21 protein-coding genes are annotated in these 22296 nt (G+C 35.1%); 19 read left to right on the top strand and 2 right to left on the bottom strand.

What is annotated here, in order from left to right:
• The first annotated feature begins 646 nt into the window (after window positions 1-646).
• Genes PRVXH_RS12260 through PRVXH_RS12245 form a run of 4 tightly spaced genes read left to right on the top strand, consistent with a single transcriptional unit; the run spans window position 647 to window position 3696 of the window.
• Window positions 647-886, top strand: coding sequence for a hypothetical protein (locus PRVXH_RS12260; RefSeq protein ID WP_353893042.1), 240 nt, complete (start codon window positions 647-649; stop codon window positions 884-886).
• An 8-nt stretch (window positions 887-894) separates the two neighbouring features.
• The gene (locus PRVXH_RS12255; protein ID WP_353894592.1) at window positions 895-1986 is read left to right on the top strand and encodes a radical SAM protein; all 1092 of its coding nucleotides are present in this window, start codon (window positions 895-897) and stop codon (window positions 1984-1986) included.
• Entirely contained in the window at window positions 1983-2891 is a 909-nt protein-coding gene (locus PRVXH_RS12250) for an ABC transporter ATP-binding protein (RefSeq protein WP_353893041.1), read from the top strand. Before PRVXH_RS12255 ends, PRVXH_RS12250 begins: the two co-directional genes overlap by 4 nt.
• Before the next feature lie 16 nt (window positions 2892-2907).
• Window positions 2908-3696: a hypothetical protein gene (locus PRVXH_RS12245; RefSeq protein WP_353893040.1), complete on the top strand. Its 789-nt coding sequence runs from the start codon at window positions 2908-2910 to the stop codon at window positions 3694-3696.
• A gap of 216 nt (window positions 3697-3912) precedes the next feature.
• Here the strand turns inward: PRVXH_RS12245 and PRVXH_RS12240 are convergent, their stop codons facing one another.
• Window positions 3913-4827: a helix-turn-helix transcriptional regulator gene (locus PRVXH_RS12240; RefSeq protein WP_353893039.1), complete on the bottom strand. Its 915-nt coding sequence runs from the start codon at window positions 4825-4827 to the stop codon at window positions 3913-3915.
• A gap of 465 nt (window positions 4828-5292) precedes the next feature.
• Here PRVXH_RS12240 and PRVXH_RS12235 point away from each other — a divergent pair, with 465 nt between their 5' ends.
• The 8 genes from PRVXH_RS12235 (at window position 5293) to PRVXH_RS12200 (ending at window position 16448) form a co-directional block, all read left to right on the top strand.
• Window positions 5293-5571 (top strand): hypothetical protein, encoded by a 279-nt coding sequence (locus tag PRVXH_RS12235; protein WP_353893038.1) that lies wholly within the window; start codon window positions 5293-5295, stop codon window positions 5569-5571.
• A gap of 73 nt (window positions 5572-5644) precedes the next feature.
• Window positions 5645-8218, top strand: a complete 2574-nt coding sequence (locus PRVXH_RS12230) for an ABC transporter permease subunit (RefSeq protein WP_353893037.1) — start codon at window positions 5645-5647, stop codon at window positions 8216-8218.
• Between the two features lie 201 nt (window positions 8219-8419).
• Window positions 8420-9292, top strand: coding sequence for an ABC transporter ATP-binding protein (locus PRVXH_RS12225; RefSeq protein ID WP_353893036.1), 873 nt, complete (start codon window positions 8420-8422; stop codon window positions 9290-9292).
• Between the two features lie 10 nt (window positions 9293-9302).
• Complete coding sequence (locus PRVXH_RS12220) at window positions 9303-11864, top strand: ABC transporter permease (protein WP_353893035.1); 2562 nt, start codon at window positions 9303-9305, stop codon at window positions 11862-11864.
• A gap of 241 nt (window positions 11865-12105) precedes the next feature.
• A complete protein-coding gene (locus PRVXH_RS12215) occupies window positions 12106-13062 on the top strand; it encodes a MoxR family ATPase (RefSeq protein WP_353893034.1) in 957 nt (318 codons plus the stop codon).
• Window positions 13063-13066: 4 nt separating this feature from the next.
• The gene (locus PRVXH_RS12210; RefSeq protein ID WP_353893033.1) at window positions 13067-14221 is read left to right on the top strand and encodes a DUF58 domain-containing protein; all 1155 of its coding nucleotides are present in this window, start codon (window positions 13067-13069) and stop codon (window positions 14219-14221) included.
• Window positions 14211-15632, top strand: coding sequence for a hypothetical protein (locus tag PRVXH_RS12205; protein ID WP_353893032.1), 1422 nt, complete (start codon window positions 14211-14213; stop codon window positions 15630-15632). The genes PRVXH_RS12210 and PRVXH_RS12205 overlap by 11 nt, the downstream gene beginning before the upstream one ends.
• Before the next feature lie 144 nt (window positions 15633-15776).
• Window positions 15777-16448, top strand: coding sequence for a membrane protein (locus PRVXH_RS12200; RefSeq protein ID WP_353893031.1), 672 nt, complete (start codon window positions 15777-15779; stop codon window positions 16446-16448).
• 70 nt (window positions 16449-16518) lie between these two features.
• Here PRVXH_RS12200 and PRVXH_RS12195 read toward each other — a convergent pair whose 3' ends face one another.
• Entirely contained in the window at window positions 16519-17781 is a 1263-nt protein-coding gene (locus PRVXH_RS12195) for a hypothetical protein (protein WP_353893030.1), read from the bottom strand.
• 284 nt (window positions 17782-18065) lie between these two features.
• Between PRVXH_RS12195 and PRVXH_RS12190 the strand changes: the two genes are divergently transcribed.
• The 7 genes from PRVXH_RS12190 to tsaB all read left to right on the top strand — a co-directional run bounded on the left by PRVXH_RS12190 (window position 18066) and on the right by tsaB (window position 22294).
• A complete protein-coding gene (locus tag PRVXH_RS12190) occupies window positions 18066-18233 on the top strand; it encodes a hypothetical protein (RefSeq protein WP_353893029.1) in 168 nt (55 codons plus the stop codon).
• Complete coding sequence (locus PRVXH_RS12185) at window positions 18226-18951, top strand: DUF6754 domain-containing protein (protein WP_353893028.1); 726 nt, start codon at window positions 18226-18228, stop codon at window positions 18949-18951. Before PRVXH_RS12190 ends, PRVXH_RS12185 begins: the two co-directional genes overlap by 8 nt.
• 69 nt (window positions 18952-19020) lie before the next feature.
• Complete coding sequence (locus PRVXH_RS12180) at window positions 19021-19569, top strand: hypothetical protein (RefSeq protein ID WP_353893027.1); 549 nt, start codon at window positions 19021-19023, stop codon at window positions 19567-19569.
• A 9-nt stretch (window positions 19570-19578) separates the two neighbouring features.
• Window positions 19579-20394, top strand: coding sequence for a hypothetical protein (locus PRVXH_RS12175; RefSeq protein ID WP_353893026.1), 816 nt, complete (start codon window positions 19579-19581; stop codon window positions 20392-20394).
• Between the two features lie 2 nt (window positions 20395-20396).
• Entirely contained in the window at window positions 20397-20984 is a 588-nt protein-coding gene (locus tag PRVXH_RS12170) for a hypothetical protein (protein ID WP_353893025.1), read from the top strand.
• A 143-nt stretch (window positions 20985-21127) separates the two neighbouring features.
• On the top strand, window positions 21128-21586 hold the full coding sequence (gene tsaE, locus PRVXH_RS12165; RefSeq protein ID WP_353893024.1) for a tRNA (adenosine(37)-N6)-threonylcarbamoyltransferase complex ATPase subunit type 1 TsaE: 459 nt from the start codon (window positions 21128-21130) through the stop codon (window positions 21584-21586).
• Entirely contained in the window at window positions 21587-22294 is a 708-nt protein-coding gene (gene tsaB, locus PRVXH_RS12160; RefSeq protein ID WP_353893023.1) for a tRNA (adenosine(37)-N6)-threonylcarbamoyltransferase complex dimerization subunit type 1 TsaB, read from the top strand.
• The last annotated feature ends 2 nt before the right edge of the window (window positions 22295-22296 follow it).

Here is a 22296-nt window from a genome sequence, read left to right as displayed (position 1 = left end):
TATATAAATACTTCCACCTTCTTTGAGTTTTCTGAAAAGTGATACCAGTAGCTTTAGCAATACTTGGCTACCTTACCCTAAACAAAGATTTTTTAAGTATACTTTGCAATCCTATGAAAAAGATACTTTAAAGTATTTTACATTTTCGAATTTACTTATTACTATAACATTAAAGAGTGAAAAGAGAAACTTGCAAGGGGGGGGAGATTATAACAAGGATTAATTTATGTGATAAGAATCACTAAACAGCAACCAAGGTAGGTTGCTTAGAATTGGCAACTCATCAAATTCTTCATTGAAATTAGCAAAAAAATGTTTGCACTTTTTCATGTTTTCACCCCTCCTTATAATCGATCTTATATTTTATTACTATATAAATTCTATAAAAGTCGGGGCTTTAAAATTATAGATATAAAAGCTTTTGTAACAGGTGTTGTGAAGCTTTGCAATGCCCTAAAAACTATACAAGAAAGGGGGGAGTTTAATGACAAGATTAAAAGAAGGCACTAAGCTTTCAAGCTTAGCTATTAGATCACATGCTCTTAGTCCTTGTGGTGGTAGAGTGATCTGTGGGGGAAAAAGTAGGTAGTATTATTTTATAGAGGTTACAATATTGTAGCCTCTATAAAAATAGCAGGGGGTTAATATGGAAAATAAAAAGTTATCTAAATTCAATGTATATTTTGAAGATAATAGAGGTAGAATTTTGGTATTTAATACTTTAACTAAAGCAGTTTGTTTATTTGAAAAGAAGGAGATTGTTAACTTATTACATGAAAAAGAAGTTAATGATGATAATGATTTGATAATAATGGATGGGTGCACTGATGAGGACTTGCTTTTTGAACATTTTTATAATACAAAAAATTTAATAGTGATCAATTAGAAGCTACAATAGCAGTTACAACAGATTGCAACCTAAAATGTGTTTATTGTTTTGAAGATGGGATTAAAAAAATAAAGATGCCTAATATAAATATCGATCAAATCTTAAAATTCTTCACAGAAAATTTTAAGCTAGAGACATTTACAACAGCTTCAATAACATTGTATGGCGGGGAGCCAATGGTTGAGACAGATCTATTACTTAAATTAAGTGAGTCACTCAAAAAATTATTTGAAAAATATGGTGTAAAATTAGATTTGTTTCTTATTACAAACGGGACTTTTTTTAGCGAGTATGCAATATCAAAACTGGTTTCAAGCGGCTTAAGAGGTGTCCAGGTTACGATTGATGGTCCTAGAGAAATTCACAATCAGAGAAGAATGTATTCTAATGGGGTAGGGACTTTTGATGATATAATTAAAAATATACACGAACTACAAAAGATTGTACCTGCAACTTCAATAAGAATTAGTATTGACAAAAGCAATAACTATAAAAGAAAAGTTAAAAATTTAATAGAATTTCTAAAAAATGAAATAGATATGAGTAATGTCATGATATACCTCGCCCCGATAGTAAACACTTTATCAAATGATTTTACAAAGAAAAATCACTTCACTTTTAATGAGGCGGGCACAATATTGAATGAGTATTATGATTATTTACTAGAAATTAAAATTAATACGCTAGATGAGACTAGCTTATGCCCGTGTATAGCACATAATGCTAATGGGGTTGTGATTAACTCTGACGGAAAATTATATAATTGTATATCACTGATAGGCAGGGAAAAGTTTGAGGTGGGAGATATTTTTAAAGGCTTTAAGCCAGCTTATACAAAACTGCTAAATATTAATAAGTGGAAAGAATGTTTAAAAGAGGCTTGCCCTTTTGTTCCCCTTTGTGTAGGAGGGTGTCACTTTGACTCTGTAGTAAACCACAAAGATATTATGAAAAGGTATTGTAAAAGTAAAATTGTTTCAAGTCAATGGTTACATATTTTAAAGAGAAACTTAGAGATTAAATATGGCTTTATTTGCTTAAGAAGTCTAGATAAGAAAAATGTTAAAGAAATCTTAATAGACGGAGGATTAATATGATAAAAATAAACGGTGTCTCTAAGGCGTTTGTTGTAAATAAAAAGAAGGTCATAGGTAATGATAATATAAATTTAGAAGTGCCACCTAATAGTGTATTTGCCTTGCTTGGACCTAATGGGGCAGGGAAGACAACGCTTATAAAAATCATATGCAATTTAATACGTCCTAATAGTGGTGATGTTTTAATCAACGGCAGTAGTATTTTTAAAAATACAAATATAGCAAAAGAAGAAATTGGCGTCGTTTTAGAAAGCGCTAGAAACGTATATCAATACCTTTCTGTGGAAGAAACTCTGAAATATTTTGGATATTTAAATAATCAAAGTAAAAAGGAATTGGCTTCAATAATTGATGACCTATTATCTTCTTTTGATTTAGTAGAAAAAAGGGAGGCAAAAGTAGGAACATTATCAAGGGGAATGCAACAAAAAGTAGCTATAATGTTAGCAATGTTAAAGGACCCCCAGATTTTAATTTTAGATGAGCCTACTCTTGGACTTGATGTAGAAAACAGAATTAAAATTAAAAAGCTAATTTTAGATTTAAGCAAAGAAAAGACAGTAATTCTGACCACTCATGACCTTGCCATAGCAGAAGAAGTGGCGGATAATATAGCAATAATAGATAACGGTAAGATAGTTAAATCCACTACCATGCAACAGTTAAAGGGTTCTTATAGTGAAAAAGTGGAAATGTATATGATGTTACTAAAACTTAATAGTTTACAAGTAAAAGTATTAGAAAACTTTGAAGGGATACGGAAAGTAAAAGATTTAGGAGACAATGTATGGGAGATTGTAGGCGATAGAAAGGTTTTGCAGTTTGCTTTACAACAGGAGAGTATTATAGAACTTAAAAAGGTGAGCCCTGACTTAAAAGACATATTTATTGATATTATTAGTTAAAAAAGGGGCGAGAATTATGTATTTGTTTAAAGCAGAAATATTAAAATTGGCAGTTGATTATCGCAACTATCTGCTCAACTATGTCATAGGACAAATAACCACTCTTATTTTTGTAATTGGACTTTTTTATTCCTTTGTAAATGAACAAGATTATAGCTCAATAATAGTTTTTATATTTGCCCTACTATTTTGGTACTATTCCTCAGATGCAATTAGTGGGACTTCCGACATTATATCAGAAGAGCTAATGTTAGGGACATTTGAGCAGTTAATGATGTGCAAATCTAAAATAACAGGGATATTTTTTTGCCGCCTTTTTGTTCAATTTATTTTACGGACACTATTGGCAGTGCCTTTTTTTGCTATAGCGACAACTATTTTTAATGCATGGCCATTGTTAATAATGCCATTGCCGACACTGTTAGCAGTATTTGGAGTATTTTCAATCACTCTTGTAGGACTATATGCTATGGGTTTTTTCGTAGCTAGCATGACTTTAGTTTTTAAAAAAATAGGTGCTGTTTCTGCTGTTTTAAGTTATATAGTGCTATTTTTCACAGGGGCAATAGTAAATTTTGCAAGTATTCCTTTAGTGTTTAGAGCCATTTTGCATATAATCCCAGTGACATGGGGCAATAAAATGTTAGCAGAAATCATATCTGATACTAACAACATATTACAAAGTATGAACTTTTTGGGGCTAGTCTTAAACGTTTTACTTTGGGTGTTAATATCTTGGATTTCATTTAGATACTTCTTGAATAAAGCAAAGTTTAAAGGCAACTTAGGTAGTTATTACTTTTAGTTAGACAAAAAATGTTCTTAGCCTATCAAAAATGTATCAATATTTCATAAAAATGTATAAGAACACAAGAACAGTGTGGTTATATTTTTTATTGCTTTCATAACAATGTTTTTTAAAGTTACTTCCAATCCTCTCAACCAAAGTGGCGGGCTTCATAGCGAAAATGATAAATAAAAAAACAAGGGTGCTTCCTACATTGAGAAATACCCTTGTTTTTTATTGTAGTTTCACTCCAAAATACTTGTAGCAGTTTTCAGTCATTGACTTTTCAAGGTTACTTTCTTTAAAAAACTTACAAAAAAACACCGCTTTTTCAAAAGCTTCTTTATAGTCCTCGATTCCTAAATAATACTGGGCTACCCCTTTGCCAAAGTATAAAAAGGATATACCCTGTAGGTTTTTGGTTTTTATACAATAATCTATGCCCAATTGGCTGTAGTGCAATGCTTTTGTATAATCTTCCTTTCTTCTATAAACACCGGCTAAGTTATGGCATATTTGCGGATACATACTATCGGTTTCATCTACTTTTTCAAAACAAAATTTCATGAGGTTTTCGTACTCCTGCTGTCTTTTTAACTTATGTAATACAAAACCTATGTTCATTAAAATTCTAATTTCCAGCTGGGAGTAATGGCACAACTTATAATTCTTCAAAACAAAGCTAGGGGTAAAAACCTTCATGGCATCACACAATGCTTCTAGCCCTTTATTATATTTTTTATCTTTTTTATACAAAAGAACTCCTTTCGCTAACAGAAGAAGTTGAGTGATTTCCTTTTTAGAAAAATCGTTTTTCACATTATCTAGCAGCCTTTGTAGATTCTCCATTTCCAACCTCAGACCGTCTAGATCATTTCTGTCAAACATTAACTCCAACCTTTGTTTAGTCTGTGAATACTTAGGAAAATCTTTCACTCTAAACTCAGTTAGCAGTTTATTTAAATCACATTTTAATATAGGTGATAAACTTTCTAAGGTTTTTAATTTTGGAGTAACTTTCCCTTGCTCTAATCTTTTAACAGTTTCCACATTAACACCTGATAAATCAGAAATTTCACATTGAGTTAAAAGCTGCTGCTCTCTTAGTTCTCTGACCTTTTCCCCAAACAAAAAAAGCTCATACGGCATAAACTCTCCCCCTAAAAAGATACTTTAAAGTATTTTACATTTGTGAATTTACATATTATTATAACATTAGCGATAAAAAAGCAAAACTTAATAAAAGGAGGAGGTTATAATTAAAACAAAAATAGGTTTACTTTCGATTGCTCTAGCACTTCTTACTTTTATCAGCACCTATGCTATGATGCCAAACAACGAAATCCTTATTGCAGAAGATAAGGAGTATGAATATGAATGGAATGGAACTGGAGACCAGTCTTTTTAGCAAAATGTCAACTTAATTAGGCAGACAAATAAAGTCATTGGGGTTTTTGGGTTATACCATAAATGAGCGGCAAAAATTATTATGCATATAATTTTCCCTAAAAAAACAGCATTTACATAGTTCTGGGCTTGTAAATGGAAATCTTCTTACCACAAAAGAAGAGTTGTTGTGTTAGGAGATAAAAAAATAAAGGGGAGATGATTTAAATGCTTAAGAAAAGACTGATGATGGTTACAGCATTGGTATTAGGGGGATTGTTTTTCTTTGGAGCAATGCCTGTGGAGGCTGCAGAGGAGCCTGTGGAAACTATGTCGTATCCACTCAGGATAATGGTTGATAATATTCCAGATGACAATATAAATAGCGATGGGTATGCAACATACCGCTGCCCTAATACTGGGGAATGGTACCATGGTTACGTATCCGGAAACTCTGGACTCTTGTTTCATGTATCCCTTGAATACCCACCATCACCACATTATTAAATTTAAAAAAGCTCTTCTTTTTAGAAGAGCTTTTTTAACATAAATAAAGAGTACACAAGAAAGGGTGAAAAGAGTGGGTTTAGGACTTTTAAAATTTGAAGTAAAGAAACTATTTAAAAAGAAAAATCTTATATGGCTTTTGACCGTAGCTATTTTATTTACCGCTGCTATTTATTGGCAGTACTCTTCCCAGCACCCTAACTACATACAGCAAACTCTAGAAAAAATTAACGAAACATATATGAATGAAGTGGGCGAACAACAAAGGTTTCTAACAGAGCTGGAGGGAGAAGTAGGATTAGATCCTTTAGAAATAAAACAGCTAGACGCTATCCAAGACATATGGGTTAGTTTAATTCGTTGGAGAGGGGCTTTAGAAAACAGACAGCTTAGCGATGCAATGCACTACGAGGGAGAATTTTTAGCTAATCTAACAGCGTATGAAGAACTGGGAGGGCAACTGACGTCATTTCATGGACTAGAAAAAGAAATAGCAGCTGCTAAGCATCAGTGGCTTAATAAGCACAATCTTTTTCACGAAGATGAAGAGGTGCCTAACTCTGTACATCTGTTATTAAAGGAAAGCTCAACCTTTTTATTTAGCCTTCTAGGCATAACACTTTTACTTTTGTTTTTTGGGAACATACTAATCGAAGAAAAAGAAGAAAAAACATGGCAATTTCTAAAGACACAACCTATATCCAATTGGCAGATAATAGGGGCAAAATATATATGCCTAGTATTGGTCTCTGTTTTATTTATATTAATGGTAATAACAGTAGGGATAGGCATTCCATATGTCCTAGGAGACCATACTATAAACTTTCAATACCCACAAATACTGACCGAAGGTGACCATTTTACAATCATCTCAACCTCTGAATATATAACAAGAGCTGTAATGCTTTTTCTAGGAGCAAGCATTTTTGCATTTAGTATAGCCTTGCTACTAAGTAGATGGGCAAAAAATCCTTTTACAGTTACAATGCTATCGATATTTACAGTTATAATGGGATATGCAATCACCGAAATGTACGTACCGCTACAAACGGCGGCAAACCCGTTTGCTCAGCTTCGTTTCTCTGAAATATTAAATCAAACTCCTAAACCAACAGATTGGTTATACCCCTTAGCAGGGGTAATATGGGGCACTACCCTTACCAGCATGACAGCTTTTATCCCGGAAGGGAAAATAAACATGCTTTTTACCTCAGACACAAAACAACCTTATAAAGGAGGAGTAACCCAAAAAAGTCACTTTACATTTTGGAATATAAGCACCTTTGAATGGAGGAAAATAAAAAGACAAGGTCTGCTACTTAAGGTCTATGCTATCCTAGCCTTGCTAGTACTATTTGGTTATTCGGTAGTATCAGAGCAAACTTATCAAAGAGAGACCGCTTATATTGCAAGTTTAGAGCAAGAGTTGGAGTGGGAAAAAGAGAAACTGTCCCATGCTGAAGAAGCTATGCAACGAGAAGTAGAATATGTAGAAGAAAATTACGACAAAGAGGTATATGAGAGGACGCTATTATGGCGTGAAAAGGGACATAGGCATTATAATATCAGGATTAATAAACTAAAAGCTGCGATATCGGGGCATGGAAGTAAAGACTGGAAGTCAATGCATAAATATCAACTTTACTTAAACAGATTCTATAATAATGAATTTGATACAGGCTATGTTGCTGACCAGTCAATTAAACAAGAAAAATTAGGGAGGTTTACCCTAGAGGCATCCATTGCAGAAAAAGAATGGATGTTAGAGAAAGGTGTTCAGCCAGTTTTTTCAGGGATATATATACCAACCACCTTTTACGGCGGATGGGGAAATGATACAGAAGCTAAAGAAATATGGGTAGAAGAAAACACAAAAGTAGACAACAGCGGTCTATTTACTTTATATATTTACTTTGAAAAACATCTACACTTTATACCACTAGCGCTACTTTTATTCTTACTAGGTGGTGGTTTGGCGACAGAAAGAGGCAAAAAAAACACCTTAAACTTTTTAAAGACTCAACCTGTTTCTGAAAGCAAACTTTTCTTAGGCAAGCTATTTAATGCAAAAATTGTAACCGTACTAAGTTGTATAGCAGTGTTTTTTTTAGTCATCTTAGTAGGGACTGTATTTAACCGTTTTGGAGACTGGCAATATCCTATACTAAATTATGATAGTGAAGCTGAAGTAATATCTTCAAACTACACTGGACATAAAATAGAAAACACAAACCAAGGGTTTCACTTTATAAATTTAGGCAGATATTTACTAGAAAGCACCGCTCTGCTAGGATTTATAGCGATCTTTATAACATCGATGGCTATGTTATTGTCTGTATTTATACAAAAAAAGATGAGCGTATTGGCAACCACAGCCCTAATAGGAGCAGCAGGGTTTGCCTTAAGCCAAGATCTAACAGAAATGGCCCATCTATCTCCTTTTACTTATCTAAACATACCTAAGATAATAAACGGAGAAATAGCCACAACACTAAATAATCCTGGTGTAAACCTGCAAACAGGTATAGCGGTGCTGCTAACAGTGACAGCAGTTTTAGTGCTAGCGGGATACTTTATATCCGGCAGAAGAAACACTGTGTCAAAGAGCACTCAAACAACAGCTGACTTAAAAAGCAAATCACAATGATAAAGAAACAAAAGCCCATTAACCATTTTAAAATAAGTTAATGGGCTTTTGACAAACAATCAGTGGGTAAGTAAAGCTTCCATTGGCTATAGTTTTGTTTTTGAAGAATTTATTTCAGTAAACTGAAACTTTTCAGTATATTTCACGTCTATTTATATAACAAAGAAAAAATAAAGAAAAATAAACAGGGGGTATGTAAAAATGATTTTATCAGTAAAAAACATCCACAAATCCTATGGCAAGGAGAAGGTACTAAAAGGTATCTCTTTTGAAATGACTCAGCCGCAGATATTAGCTTTAGTAGGCCCAAACGGTTCCGGTAAATCTACCTTACTAAACGTCATCAATAACCTGCTGCCTGCCAACGAAGGCGAAGTTACCGTACTGGGAAAGATCAACAAAGACCCTAACATCTTTAAAGAAATATCATACATGCAGGACAACTCTGTACTGTACGACTATTTAACCGGCTACGACCACCTGCAATTTATAGGAGATGTCCAGGGAATATCAAAAAAAGAGATACTAAGCACAGCAAAAAGGGTGGGGATAGACTCGTACATCAACAAAAAGGTAGGCAAATATTCATTGGGCATGAAACAACACCTTCTGCTGACCATGGCCATTTTAAACAACCCCAAACTTCTAATACTAGATGAGCCGCTAAACGGACTAGACCCTACCAGCGCCATAAAGGTGCGCAATCTCCTTTTAGAGATATACAATAGCGGCACCGCTATTTTGCTATCTTCCCACAACCTAGCAGAAATAGATAGAGTAACATCTCAAATATTATTTTTAAAAGACGGAAACCTAATCAAAGAAGATATCTCCAAATATGAAAAAGCCTGCTACGACTTAAAACTAGACAACATAGAAAAGGGCGAAAAAGCGCTAAAACAGCAGGATATACCAGTAGAAAGACTGGAGGAAACTTTGCGGGTGTTCATAGAAGGAGCATCCTTAGATAAAGTATTCCATACCTTAGACGAAAAGAAAGTAAAGCTACTAGACATAGACAAAAAGATATGGGGATCAGAGGAGCGTTACAAAAAGATATTTGTTGGAAGCTAGGTGATGTTTTATGGGTTTATTAAAGTTTGAAATTAAAAAGATATTTAAACAAAAGAAGTTTTTATGGCTGTTAATTATAGCTGTTTTAGCCACATCTGGTGTATACTATTTGAACACATCACAATCTTCAAATATCAAAGATGTAGAAATGAGGAGGGTTAGAGGTTATATAGGAGGAATAGGTGAAGTTCAAGAAAACTTAAAGATGATAGAAGAAGCCACAGGTCTAAGCGAAAGCCAAGAAAAACAATATGAGATTACTCAACAAATGCTACGGACTTTATCAACTTGGCGGAGGCTTATAGATTACTACCATTTTGACGATGCACTAGCTTATGAAAAACAGTTTTTAAGTTTACTAGAGCAATACGAGGAGCAAGGTGGGCAACCTATTCCAAGGCTTGTTGGGCAAGAAAAAGAAATAGTTACCCAAAAAAATGCTTGGCTAATAGAACAGGGTTTTTATTATGAAGATGAAAGTGCGCCACAGTCTATTCATCTTTTGGCAAAAGAAAGCATAACCTTTTTGTTAGGAATAGTGGGGCTTTTAGCTTTGCTACTATTCTTTGGCTCCTCTGTTACCGAAGAAAAGGAAGAAAACACATGGTTAACTCTAAAAACTCAGCCCATAAGTGATTGGAATCTTATATGGGTAAAGTATGTTAGTTTGATGCTAGTTACTATACTTTTTATTTTAATAGTATTAGCTGTAGCCGTAGCAATTCCTTATACTTTTGTAGAACAATACTGGTACTGGGATTACCCATTAAATTTTCAATACCCCCAAGTTCTCGAACAACAAGACAGCTTTGCAATTATATCGACACTTGAGTATCTTGTAAGAGCGTCAATATTGTTTTTGGGTGCTGCTTTATTTATGTTTAGCATAAGTTTACTTGTAAACAGATGGGGCAAAAATTCTTTTACAGCAATAATGATGACTGGCTTTATAATGGTTATTGGCTATTTTATCACAGATATATTTACCTTTATGCAATCAGTGTTTAATCCATTTTATCACTTGTACTTTACGGAAATTCTAAGCAAAATACCGCAAAACACAGATTGGCTTTATCCCTTAGTAGCCATAGGTTGGAGTCTGATTATACTGGCGGTGGAGGCATTTGTGCCGGAAAGGGAACTAAGCTTACTTTATTCCTCCCATATTAAAAAACCTTATAAGAATGGAAATGTAAACAAGGGTCTAAGCATCTGGAAGATAAATGTTTTTGAGTGGCGGAAGTTGAAACGAAGAGGAGTACTGTTAAAAGCTTTTGCAATGCTGGCATGTTTAGTTATTTTTGCCCATTTAATAATCACCCACGAAGCTGTGCAAAAAGAACAGGAATACCTAGCTGATATAGAAAATACCCGCTTTTTAGAAAGCCAGATAGCTAGTTATGAAGAGCGTATTGAATTTGCTAAGGAAAGAGGAAATAGTTCGAATTTGCAAACAGAGTTGGATAAAAAAGCGTTAGACCATTTCACTAAGAAGCTTGAAATGAAGAAAGCAGCAGTAGTTGGGTATTCAAAAGGTGACTGGCAACCTTTGTATGAATACCAACTTTACTATGTTAGATTGAACAACCAAGAATTTGATATAGGAGCTTTTAGGTATGGAGAAGGAGATAGTATTGGTCAGCTGGGTTTAACAGCCAGTATTAAAGAAAAAAAATGGCTAATGGAAAGAGATATACAGCCAGTATTTGCCGGCGAGTTTATTCCCACTACTATGTACTCGAGATGGGGTGGAGTATCCCAGGATGGCTTCAATATGTGGTTAGAATTTAACACAAAAATAGACAACAGCGGACTGTTTTCCCTATACCTTTATTTTGAAAGATACATTTACTTTGTGCCGCTGGCGATATTTTTGTTTCTGCTAGGTGGAGGCTTAGCTTCCGAGCGGGGTAAAAAGAACACATTAAACCTTCTCAAAACCCAGCCTATAGCTGAGAAAAAGATATTTTTAGGCAAGCTTTTTAACTCCAAAGTGGTTGCGGTGCTAAGCTGTATATCTATATTTCTATTAGTAGTTTTAGTGGGAACAGTCTTTGAGCGCTTTGGCGATTGGCAATATCCAATCTTAAACTACGACAGCATAGCAGAGGTAGAGGCTTCAGACTATGATGGGCATAAAGTGGATATAGAAGACTTTACCGTAGGCTTTCACTTTATGAACTTAGGTAGATTCTTGACAGAAAGTATAGTGCTACTTACCTTTGTAGCTATGTTTTTTATAGCGCTATCGATATTTATATCCCTATTTTTAAAAAGAGAAATGAGCGTATTGGCAACCACAGCCCTAATAGGAGCAGCAGGGTTTGCCCTAAGCCAAGAGCTAACAGAAATGGCCCATCTATCTCCTTTTACTTATCTAAACATACCTAAGATAATAAACGGAGAAATAGCCACAACACTAAATAACCCCTCCGTTAACCTGCAAACAGGGATAGCAGTGCTGCTAACAGTGACAGCAGTTTTAGTGATAGCAGGATACTTTATCTCCGGCAGAAGAAACACTGTGAAAAAGGTTGAACAAGCAGCAACGGTGCTCAATAAATTACAATGATATAAGTAAGATAAAAGCCATTAACCATTTTAAAAAAAGAAACCTTAACGGTCTTTTAAGGGCGTCGATAAGACCACACAGATTGAAATTAAGAATCCGTGTGGTCTTTATATATCTTAGGTGAAGTGAAAGGGGTTTTTAACAAATATTAACTTTCCTAGTTTTGAAGGAATTTGAATATTCTTTATAGAAAGTTAAATGTTAACGCAAAAAGTATATAATTATATAGGGAGTGATTTTTATGGAGGGTATCAAGGGAAAATGTAATCAAATTAAAGAAAATGTCTCAAAAGTAATTGTGGGTAAAGAGGAGGTTATCGACCAGCTGCTAGTGTCGATAATAACTTCAGGACATGTGTTGTTAGAGGATGTCCCTGGGTTAGGAAAGACCTTACTAACTAAAGCTTTTGCAAAATCAATAGATTGTGATTTTAGCAGAATTCAGTTTACTCCGGATCTTTTGCCTTCGGATGTTACTGGTATTAACTTTTATAATCAAAAGCAAAGTCAGTTTGAATTTAAACAAGGTCCTATTTTTAACAATATAGTTTTGGCAGACGAAATAAACAGAGCTACACCACGAACTCAATCAAGTCTTCTAGAATCTATGGAGGAGGTTCAGGTTTCTGTGGACGGTGAAACTTATAAGCTTGACTCCCCTTTTATGATAATAGCCACCGAAAACCCAGTGGAGCAACAAGGAACTTTCCCTCTTCCAGAAGCTCAGATGGACAGATTTTTGATGAAAATATCCATGGGATATCCTAATTTTGAGGAAGAAATGGAGATTTTAAACCGTTTTAGAAAGGAAAATCCTATAGATAGCTTAGAGACAGTTTTGGCAAAAGAAGATATTCTAAAAATGCAAAAAAAATATACTGATGTGTATATTAGTGAAGATATTAAAAAATACATCGTAAAGATAGTGCAGCACACTAGAAACCATAAGCAAATTTCTTTAGGCGCAAGCCCAAGGGGTTCTCTTGCTTTATTTAAAGCAGTTCAAGCTTTTGCAGTGATAAATGGCAGAGATTATGTGCTACCAGATGATGTACAGAAGATGGTTGAACCAATTTTAGGCCATAGGATTGTAACGGCGGGGCTTAATAAGTTAAAGGGAGAGGATAGTTTAAGTGTAATAAAAAATATACTTAAAGAAGTAAAAGCCCCCGTAGAAGAGCAAGTAGTAAGCAGGTGATTATATGTGGAAGCTAATTCTTATGATTTTAGGGCTTTCCTTTGTTTATTATAAATGTGTAGCAGATTGGGAAAGGGTGGCATTTAAAAACTTTAATATTAAGAGGTGGAGCGGCGATCAAGAGGTTTTCCCTGAGGAAGAGACGGATTATAACCTTGAGATAGTAAATAATAAAATTTTTCCACTTTTATGGCTTACGATAAGGTATGATATGCCTGGTGGATTAACTATTAAAGGCGAGGAAAAAAGCTATCAATATAAACATGGTGAAATATCGGCGCATAACATTTTATTATCTTTATTTTTGTTTCAAAAAGTAAAGCATAAGTATAAAATTTTTTTTAAAGAGCGTGGTTATTATCACCTAAATAAGATTCAGGCCGTTACAAGTGACTATTTTGGGTTTAAAAAGGTTGTAAATGAGTACGATTGTCCAGTAAGGTTTGTTGTTTATCCAAAGCTTTATCCTATAGAAGAGCTGATAATTAAGGAGAACTCATACCTAGGAGAGAACATTGTAAAACGTTGGATTATGGATGACCCTACTTATTTTAGTGGGGTGCGAGAGTATACATTTAATGAACCTATAAAACAAATACATTGGAAAGCATCAGCAAAAACTGGAGATTTACAGGTCAAAGTAAATGATTATTCAGCTGATGTTTCGATATTGTATGTTTTAGATTTAGGTTATGATAGGTCGGAGCACGTCACTAGTAGACATCCACTGTCAGAGCGGTTAATTGAGGTAGTAGCAGCATATATACATTTAGCAGAGGAAAAACAATATGAATATGGATTTGCTACAAACTATATTATTCATGGCGAGAGTATAAAGAGTATAATAGTCCCACCTAACAGGGGTGAGGGCCATTTAGCAAGTTGTTTTCAGATGTTAGCTAAGATAATGGAGTACGCTAATATTGATATCACAAACCTTCTTTATGATGTAGCAAACACCTTAACTCGCTCAACCGTTATCTCGTTAACAACTTACAACTTAAATGACAAGTTGATTGATGCATTAAATGACCTTAGGCTAAGAGGTTTTATCGTGGAAATAAATACCTATGAAGAAGAGTTGGAGAATTGGCCTGTTTTAAGAGAGATTGGTGAAGTGAAAGTCATTAAAGAAGGTGGGTTAAAAGATGGGAGATAAGCTGTTAGTTTTAAGTAGAACCTTTTTTCAAGCCTTAACTGAAGCTGTTTTTATTGTACCTATCTATGTTTTGATAATAGGCCAAAGCTCTAATATCTCCTTATTTTTGCTATTGAATGCGTTAAACATTTTAGCTATATTAACAGCTTTTATTTATTTTGAGGTAAAGGTTGAGAAAAACCTAATAAACGAAGAGAATTTTAAAAAATCTGTTTTTGCCGGAACCTTAACTTCTATTGGGTTGTTTTCTTATATACTAAGTGGAGGAAGTTTTGGAGCTATATTTTTAACCTTCCTATTATTATCGATACCTGTACTTTTTTTGTTTAAGTTTTTGAACACGCCCCAGGATAATATCTCCATAACCCAGTTCGGCAAAAAAGTTCTTATCAGAACAGCAGTTTATTTTTTAGCTATTGTAAACACTTATACAATTATCGGGTTTAATTTGCAAGATGCTTTTGCGTTGACTTTTAGATATTTTGCTGTATACCTTATGTTAATATTGCTGTTAAACATTCAAAATCAAATTCATGAGCTGTACTTTCGCAATGCCACCGATGAAAGCTTAAAGGATGATCCGATAATTGGGAAGTACATAGCCAAGAACAATCTGCTTCCCAGTAATAGCATAAGCTTAAAGCAGGCCTTGCTAACTAGCATAGTAGCGCCACTAACTATATTTGGTTTAACCTATATTGTGTTTTTTAGAGGTGTAAATTTTATATACTCTTCAACAAGTCACTTTTTTGATAAACTAAATCATTATATTACGCTTTTTATAGTGACAGTCTTATTCCGACCGATTGATGCTCTGATGAATTACTTTACTGTAACGCCAACTTCCCAAGAACCAGAACCGGTAGAAGCAGAGCTTGCTACTTTTGCAGCGATGCTTACAAGAGAAGATGAAGTCATACAAACTTCGCAGGGGAATTTTATTGCTATTATAGTAAGGCTAATTTCTATTGCAATAGTAGCTGCCATAGTGTTTTTGATATATAAGGTTATTAGAAGATACATGTTCAGTAAAAATAAGAAGGTAAATAGCTATGAAGAACAAAAAGAGCATATCCCAATATTAGACCAGATGATGAAAAAGGTAAAAGACTCAATAGCGGATAAAAGAAAGCAAAGAAAGTATCTAAAAGACTTGCATCCTATTAGAAGAAAATATAGGAGTATGCTCTTGAATTTAAATAAAAATGGAGTAACTATTGCAAGCTCAGACACCCCTAATAAGATTTTAGTTAAAAGTGTTAAGCGAGATAGAAAAATTAAAAAACCATTAAGTATAGTTACAAACATTTACAACTCCTTTAGATACGGAAGTAGAGAAGAAGTTGATGAAAAAGAATTTGTAAAACTTTGTGATGAGGTTACAGAGGGAATTAAAGTAAAAGGTGAGTAATAGAAAAAGCAAGAAACCATAAAACCGTGGTTTCTTGCTTTTTCTATTGAATCGTAAAAGAATCGTAAAAAAAAGTTATTGTTCATCAATCTGCTAATACTGTATAATATTTAAGAGTCGAAATAAAATTTAGGGGAAATAATGATGATAAAAGATTTTTATAAACAAACGGCACCTAAAATGCCAAAGTTATTTTTAGGTTACTTCCTATGTGCACTGGGGATAACAATGATGTATAACGCTAGAAGTCTAGGACTTGGGCCGTGGGATGTTTTGCATACCGGAGTTATGAACCACACACCTTTAACTTTCGGGCAAACTTCACAGCTAACAGGTTTAGTCCTTGTTATACTCAGCTATTTTTTGGGTATTTTAGCCGGGATTGGAACTGTACTTAATGTGATTATTGTGGGGATAATTATAGATTTGATAAATAAAAGCTCGCTTATTTTTACTCCGGAAACTTTTATAGGTCAGCTAGTTTTGCTAGAAGCAGGAGTTTGGGTGTTGAGTTTGGGGATATATTTTTATCTCAAGCCTGGGTTAGGTGCAGGGCCCAGAGATGGTCTGATGATAGGTTTAGTAAAGAAATTGAACTTACCAGTATCTGTAGTGAAAACAGCTATAGAAATAACAGCTGTTATAGCGGGCGCGATGCTAGGTGGGAGTGTAGGTGTAGGCACTGTGGTGGTTGCGTTAACCCAAGGGTATGCCATCCAAACAGTTTTTAAGCTGGGAAAGTACGATACAAAGATTGCAAGTCATAGGTCGTTTAAAGATGAAATTCTTTTACTGAAAAATAAAAGATATATGTAAAAAGATAAAAAGTTAGGGGCTGTCACAAAAGGAGAGGATATTTCTCTTTTTGTGACAGCCCCTATTATTTTTATAGAAAGATTAAGGCGTAGAGCTGATAGATATAATTGGCGGATATACCGGCAGCTAAACCGCCGATTGTGTGGCTTATTATTGCTTTGCTCGATAGTTTTCTTAGGTTAAGAACATCCATCATTCCAACATGGGTACTTAAGTAGCCACTCCAGCACATTCCCATAGCTGTAAAAACAGCGATGTCGTTAGGAGTAATTATGTTGGTTTCCAAAAAGTTTTGCACAAGTCCCATGGCAGCTCCCACAGCTCCTAAGGAGACTATAGGAAAAGCTATTGCTTCTACGTTTTCAAAGCCAAACAGCGGTTGTAAGATTGGGTGGATGTAGCTTCCTAGCTTAGGAAGCAGTCCTACTCCTTCAAAGGCGACACCTTCATAAACAGCTACACCGTCTTCCATGCCGGAAGGGCCAAAGGTTAGAATCATAACAACTGTGCAGATTATCAAAACACCAGGGATTATACCTAAACCCATTTCTACACCGTTTTTTCCGCCTTCTAAAATGGAGTTTATAATTCTTTCAAAGTAGTTATCAGTTTTTGGAGGGTTGTCAGGGATGAAATCAATGTCGTCAGTATCATCAACGGCCTCCTCAAAGTTCTCATTAAACTCTTTTTTTTCTATGTCATCGAAGTCAGCCTTATAGTATTTTTGGGTAAAGGATAACATAATCCGAACACTGACAATTGATCCAATAAGGGCCCCGATGTTTCCTATTAGGGCGGGAGCGATAAATTCATTTCCAAAGCTTATCATGTAAGTGGTAAGCACAAGCCCCATTCCAAAGGCTGTCCCCAGGTTACACAGTGCAGGAACTTGATACTTGTAAAAGTATTTGATAAATTTTTTGTCCTTTGCCAAGGAGATAATAGCTGGATTATCTGAAAGATAGGTAGTTACACCACCTATAGAAGCAGCTCCAGGCATGCCATATAGCGGCTTCATAATAGGGGAGATAATCTTGTTAATAAGTTCAACAACCCCAAATTCTGAAAGAAGTGCCGATAATGCACCAGCTAGCACTGCGATAGCCATAATTAGAAAAACCGTGTCAATTAGTAGTGCATGGGCCGTTTCCATGAACACTGAAAACATAATGCCTAACCCCATTTGATTAGCTAAATAACCGAAAAACCCAACCAGCACAAACAAAAATACAAAGGTCTCAGCAGATATGGCTGAATCAGATGTCTTCTTTTTTTCATCTAACCTTTTCTGTGGACTTTTGTTATTACTAATGACTTTAAATGGATTTCCCATAACAAATCCCTCCCTATGTTAACTTGTTAATATAAAATACATGCCACCTCTAAATTTAGATTATTTATAACAAAAAGTAAAGCATTTTTTGATGTAATAATAAAGAAATTTTTAGAAGGCTATTGGCAGGGCGCAGAAGGCTTAACGACAGGAGTTAACAGCGTATAGTAAAGTCATTTATTTTTGTGCTATTTTTACACATTTTAAGCGTTCTAATGCTTTCTTTACTTAAATATATTTTACTAAGTGCAAAGTGTATATTTATTTTAGCAGGAGGGTTTGATATGAAAAAAGAGCTAAAGGGTATCTTTGAAAAAAAAGACATGATTATTGTTTTAGATATCTTTAAGGAAACGGCTGCGCCAGTTAGACGTGCCTTAGATGATATAAAGAACTTACTAGATCCTTGCGCTATACTTTTTATGACTGATAAGGGGCAGGAGGATGCTTGAGTTTATAAATAATCCGTGGGAACTTTTAGTTATTTTAGCTATATCCTTCGCAGCATATTTATCACAAAGAAATCTAGATAGGTATAAGGATATTGTAAACTGGAAACCTTTAGCAAATAAGGTGGCCTCACAAATAAAAGATAGTAAAGCACCTGTTAACGTCTCCTTGGGATTAGAAGGCATATCTCAAGGACAAGTTTATCAGACTCTAGCTGTGGTGGACTTTTTAAAGATAGTCTCTAAAAGAAGTTTGCCAGGGAAAATTTATTTAACTGTTGGAAACGCTGAGATTATACCTATAACCGAAGAGGTAGTTACATCACAGTTTGAGTTTAGGGGAAGACATTATGCTGTGGATTTTAATAAAACTAGGTATGTAGCTGGGCAAAACTTAGCTTATGCATTAGGTGTATTAAGTACAAATAAAAACGAAAAAGTTGAAACAAATATTATGGTTGGTAGTTTTTGGGCAGAGTCTGCTATTTTAGCAGGAGGTAGTACAAGTTCTTTGAGTGTGGGAGGGACAGCAAATATTGAGCAGCTGCCTTTTTTTGTCCTTTGCTGCGATTTGGTCCTTATGGGTGAGGAGTTACTGCTTTTTAGTTCTGTTTCTATAGAAGATAGAAGTAGTGCTTTGGCTACAATATTTATAAAGGTATTTTTGATATTTTCAGTTGTTTTTGGTGCCATTATTACGACTGTAACAAAACTTCTGTAAAGGGGAGGGGTTAGCATAAAAAAACAAATTTTATCAATTATAGTTTTTGTCGTAGGTATGCTTGTGGTAATGGATTACTTTGTTACGCTCCCTTATCTATCTAAACATTTGATTTTAAAGTTTCAAATTTGGGCTGTAGTTATCGCGGCATTTACCTTGGTGATGGGGGTGACAAACTTATTTAGCATCAGTGTAAAAAAAATTCTAGCACAAGATAAGGGGTGGCATGGGAAGGTTGCGTTGATTTTATCATTTATTGTGACTATGGTAGCGGGATTATGGGGAGGGAGCAACGGCGCGGTTTTTTCTTATATTTTTTCTAATATTTATATACCCATAACATCGACTGTGTTGGCTCTTCTGCTATTTTTTACGGTGCATGCAGTGATAAAGAGCTACTCATTACATGGTTTTAAGGCAATAGTAATATCTCTAAGTGCCGCTGCAACTATTGTTGTAAATCTTTTTTTAGTTGGCTATTACCCAACAATCAAGGAAATAATAGACCGTTTTTTTTTGCTGCCGGCAGTTAGAGGGTTTGTTATAGGAGTTTCGCTATCTGCTGTTGTAATCTGCATAAGGACAATAATAGATGGAAGAGAAGAATTTTTGAATTGAGGTGGCTTTATGACAAAAGAGCCTTATAAAATTGTACTTAAGGTTGCAATACTTACGACGGCAATTTTAGGAGTTTTTTTGTTCGGTGAAAACATAGTCTATGAGTTTCCCATTTCAAAACATACAAAAGAAGTGTATAACATAATTGAAGAACTGCCTGCAGATAGTGTTATTTTACTTTCCTATGACTGGGAGGGACACTTCTATGGAGAGATGTTTCCCCTTTCTAACGTGCTAACTAACCATTTACTATCTCGGGATGTTAAGGTCGTAACAGTGGCTCATTCAGCCCAAGGTTCCCACATCTCAAAAAGTATATTTGAGCAGATGGATAAAGGCGGGAAAAAATACGGAGTGGACTATGTTATTTTGGGATATCGACCTGGAGGGGCAGCAGTGATGCAGGGACTTACTAGAGATATTGCAGATATTTATCCTCAGGATATATATAGGGTGAACATAAGGTCTATTGCTATGATGGAAGAGATTAAAAATCTAGACGATATAGATATGATAGTGTCTTTATCCCAAGGAAACACGGGAGGGATAGTTTATATAGAGCAGCTTAGCTATGGAAAGGACATACCAGTAGTTGTAGCCGCTCCCAGCGCTGAATACCCTAGATACCTTCCTTACTTGGATAGTGGCGATCTAGCTGGAGGGTTATGGGGCTTAACATCAGCTAGAGAATATGAGCAGCTGTTGGAGGTAGAAAGCAAGGCTAGTAGAAACCTCGCTGCTCAGACCATGACGGCATGGCTTATAGTTGTTGTTATCATAGGCCAGTCCTTGTATGCGGCCATTGGTATTATAAGGGGGAAATAAAGATGGGAGAGCTTGATATTTATGTGGGGGTTATTTTAACTTTGGTTGTTTTTAGTTACTTGTTTAAAGACAACTTTCTATATATGATTGTGGAGAATATCTTTATTGGAGTTTCCACTGCTATTGTAATGCTTTGGGGTATAGCCACTGTACAACAATACTTACACCAAACTGTGTATCAAGGTGATATGATAGTAGGATTTATACCGATTGTTTTGGGAGGAATGATAGTTTTTAGATATAGTGAAAAAAATAAATGGATAGCTAAAATTCCTTTGGCTTTTTTATTAGGGATAGGTTGCGCCTATTCCTTGCGGGGAATTATTGGCGCATCCCTTTGGAGCCAAGTAACAGTCTTGGCTACTACCCCTCTTACATCTATTTCTAATATTTTGTCGCTGCTTTTTACTGCTAGTGTGCTGCTTTTTTTTAACCATGTTAAAACTGAAAATAAAGTAGTTATTGGCTTGGGGTCTATGGGTAAATGGGTGTTTTATCTGGGGTTAGGGATATCACTAGGGTATATTATCATGTCCCAGTTATCATTGTTAATTGATAGAATTTATTTTCTGTTTTCTAAATGGCTTTGATTTTAACTCTATGCTCGCTTTGACTTTAAAGTGCTGCACTGCTAGGAAGCCTTATATTTTGCTAAAGTTTGAAAAAAAGGCTATAAGAGGATATAATTTATTTACTATAAGTTATAAAAGGGAAGCAAAAGGAGAAAAAAATAATGAATTGTGTTCAAACTAACAGTCCAGAAGAGACTTATGAATTAGGTAAAAGTCTAGCGGAAAAACTCAAAGCCGGAGATGTACTTTTATTATCTGGCGATCTAGGTGCCGGCAAGACCGCTTTTACAAAGGGAGTGGCATGGGGGCTTGGGATTAAGGATTATGTGAAAAGCCCGACCTTTACATACGTGTTAGAATATAACGGGAAAATGCCATTGTTTCATTTTGACCTTTATCGGCTACAGGTGGCTGAGGAGATTTACGATCTAGGATTTGAGGATTATCTTTTAACCGGTGGAATCATCGTGTTAGAATGGGGCGAACGAGCAGAGGATATTTTAAAACAAGATGGGATTGAATATATTTTTATAACTATAAACAAACTGGGGGAAAACTTACGAGAAGTTTGTTTTAAATGTACAGAAAAAGGCAGAACTATTGCTAAGGAGTTGTTGTAATTGTTGATTTTAAGTATCGATACATCTACTTTAACTTGTAGCATAGCAGTAAACGATGGTGAAGCTTTGTTAGGGCAGCAGGTGATAAATACCAAAACTACCCACTCTCAGAAATTACTGCCTTGCATAAAATCGTTGTTGGACAACCTTAATATTAGCTTAAGAGATATACAGCTAATTGCTATAGCAAAGGGGCCTGGCTCTTTTACCGGCCTTAGGATAGGTATGGCTACTGCTAAAGGGTTAGCTTATGGTCTTAAAATCCCAATAGTGGGAGTGAGCAGCTTAGAAGCATTAGCTTACAGTAGTAATGTTTTTGGCAGTTTAGTGGTGCCAATTTTTAACGCAAGAAGAAATCAAGTTTATGGGGCGATTTACGAGTATGACCAAAATAGATACATAGAAAAACTAACCCCTAAAAGTATTCAGCTTAATGATCTATTAGATGAGATTGAAAAAGTCGGTAAAACGGCGGTGTTTTTAGGAGATTATCTACAGTCATTTGAAGAGCAGATAAAAGAAAAACTAGGTAACAAAGGGCGCTATGTGCTACCACAAAACATAACACCAAGAGCTAGCGGTGTTGGATACCTAGCCTATAATAAATTTAACAAGGCAGGGGGAGATGATTTGGCAAGTTTAGATGTTGAATATCTTCGTTTAGCTGAAGCGCAGCGCAAGCTTTTACAGTGTAGTAGACAAAGTTAGGA

The sequence above is a fragment of the Proteinivorax hydrogeniformans genome (assembly GCF_040515995.1).
GTDB classification, from domain to species: Bacteria; Bacillota; Proteinivoracia; order Proteinivoracales; family Proteinivoracaceae; genus Proteinivorax; species Proteinivorax hydrogeniformans.
Note: the sequence above shows the minus strand (reverse complement) of the source record. Positions and strands in the feature narration are given on the sequence as shown.

What these genes read in the sequence shown, in the direction of transcription:
- PRVXH_RS12260 (WP_353893042.1), top strand. Translation starts at nt 647, where the DNA reads ATGGAAAATAAAAAGTTATCTAAATTCAATGTATATTTTGAAGATAAT.
- PRVXH_RS12250 (WP_353893041.1), top strand. Translation starts at nt 1,983, where the DNA reads ATGATAAAAATAAACGGTGTCTCTAAGGCGTTTGTTGTAAATAAAAAG.
- PRVXH_RS12245 (WP_353893040.1), top strand. Translation starts at nt 2,908, where the DNA reads ATGTATTTGTTTAAAGCAGAAATATTAAAATTGGCAGTTGATTATCGC.
- PRVXH_RS12240 (WP_353893039.1), bottom strand. Translation starts at nt 4,827, where the DNA reads ATGCCGTATGAGCTTTTTTTGTTTGGGGAAAAGGTCAGAGAACTAAGA.
- PRVXH_RS12235 (WP_353893038.1), top strand. Translation starts at nt 5,293, where the DNA reads ATGCTTAAGAAAAGACTGATGATGGTTACAGCATTGGTATTAGGGGGA.
- PRVXH_RS12225 (WP_353893036.1), top strand. Translation starts at nt 8,420, where the DNA reads ATGATTTTATCAGTAAAAAACATCCACAAATCCTATGGCAAGGAGAAG.
- PRVXH_RS12220 (WP_353893035.1), top strand. Translation starts at nt 9,303, where the DNA reads ATGGGTTTATTAAAGTTTGAAATTAAAAAGATATTTAAACAAAAGAAG.
- PRVXH_RS12215 (WP_353893034.1), top strand. Translation starts at nt 12,106, where the DNA reads ATGGAGGGTATCAAGGGAAAATGTAATCAAATTAAAGAAAATGTCTCA.
- PRVXH_RS12210 (WP_353893033.1), top strand. Translation starts at nt 13,067, where the DNA reads ATGTGGAAGCTAATTCTTATGATTTTAGGGCTTTCCTTTGTTTATTAT.
- PRVXH_RS12205 (WP_353893032.1), top strand. Translation starts at nt 14,211, where the DNA reads ATGGGAGATAAGCTGTTAGTTTTAAGTAGAACCTTTTTTCAAGCCTTA.
- PRVXH_RS12200 (WP_353893031.1), top strand. Translation starts at nt 15,777, where the DNA reads ATGATAAAAGATTTTTATAAACAAACGGCACCTAAAATGCCAAAGTTA.
- PRVXH_RS12195 (WP_353893030.1), bottom strand. Translation starts at nt 17,781, where the DNA reads ATGGGAAATCCATTTAAAGTCATTAGTAATAACAAAAGTCCACAGAAA.
- PRVXH_RS12190 (WP_353893029.1), top strand. Translation starts at nt 18,066, where the DNA reads ATGAAAAAAGAGCTAAAGGGTATCTTTGAAAAAAAAGACATGATTATT.
- PRVXH_RS12185 (WP_353893028.1), top strand. Translation starts at nt 18,226, where the DNA reads ATGCTTGAGTTTATAAATAATCCGTGGGAACTTTTAGTTATTTTAGCT.
- PRVXH_RS12180 (WP_353893027.1), top strand. Translation starts at nt 19,021, where the DNA reads ATGGATTACTTTGTTACGCTCCCTTATCTATCTAAACATTTGATTTTA.
- PRVXH_RS12175 (WP_353893026.1), top strand. Translation starts at nt 19,579, where the DNA reads ATGACAAAAGAGCCTTATAAAATTGTACTTAAGGTTGCAATACTTACG.
- PRVXH_RS12170 (WP_353893025.1), top strand. Translation starts at nt 20,397, where the DNA reads ATGGGAGAGCTTGATATTTATGTGGGGGTTATTTTAACTTTGGTTGTT.
- tsaE (WP_353893024.1), top strand. Translation starts at nt 21,128, where the DNA reads ATGAATTGTGTTCAAACTAACAGTCCAGAAGAGACTTATGAATTAGGT.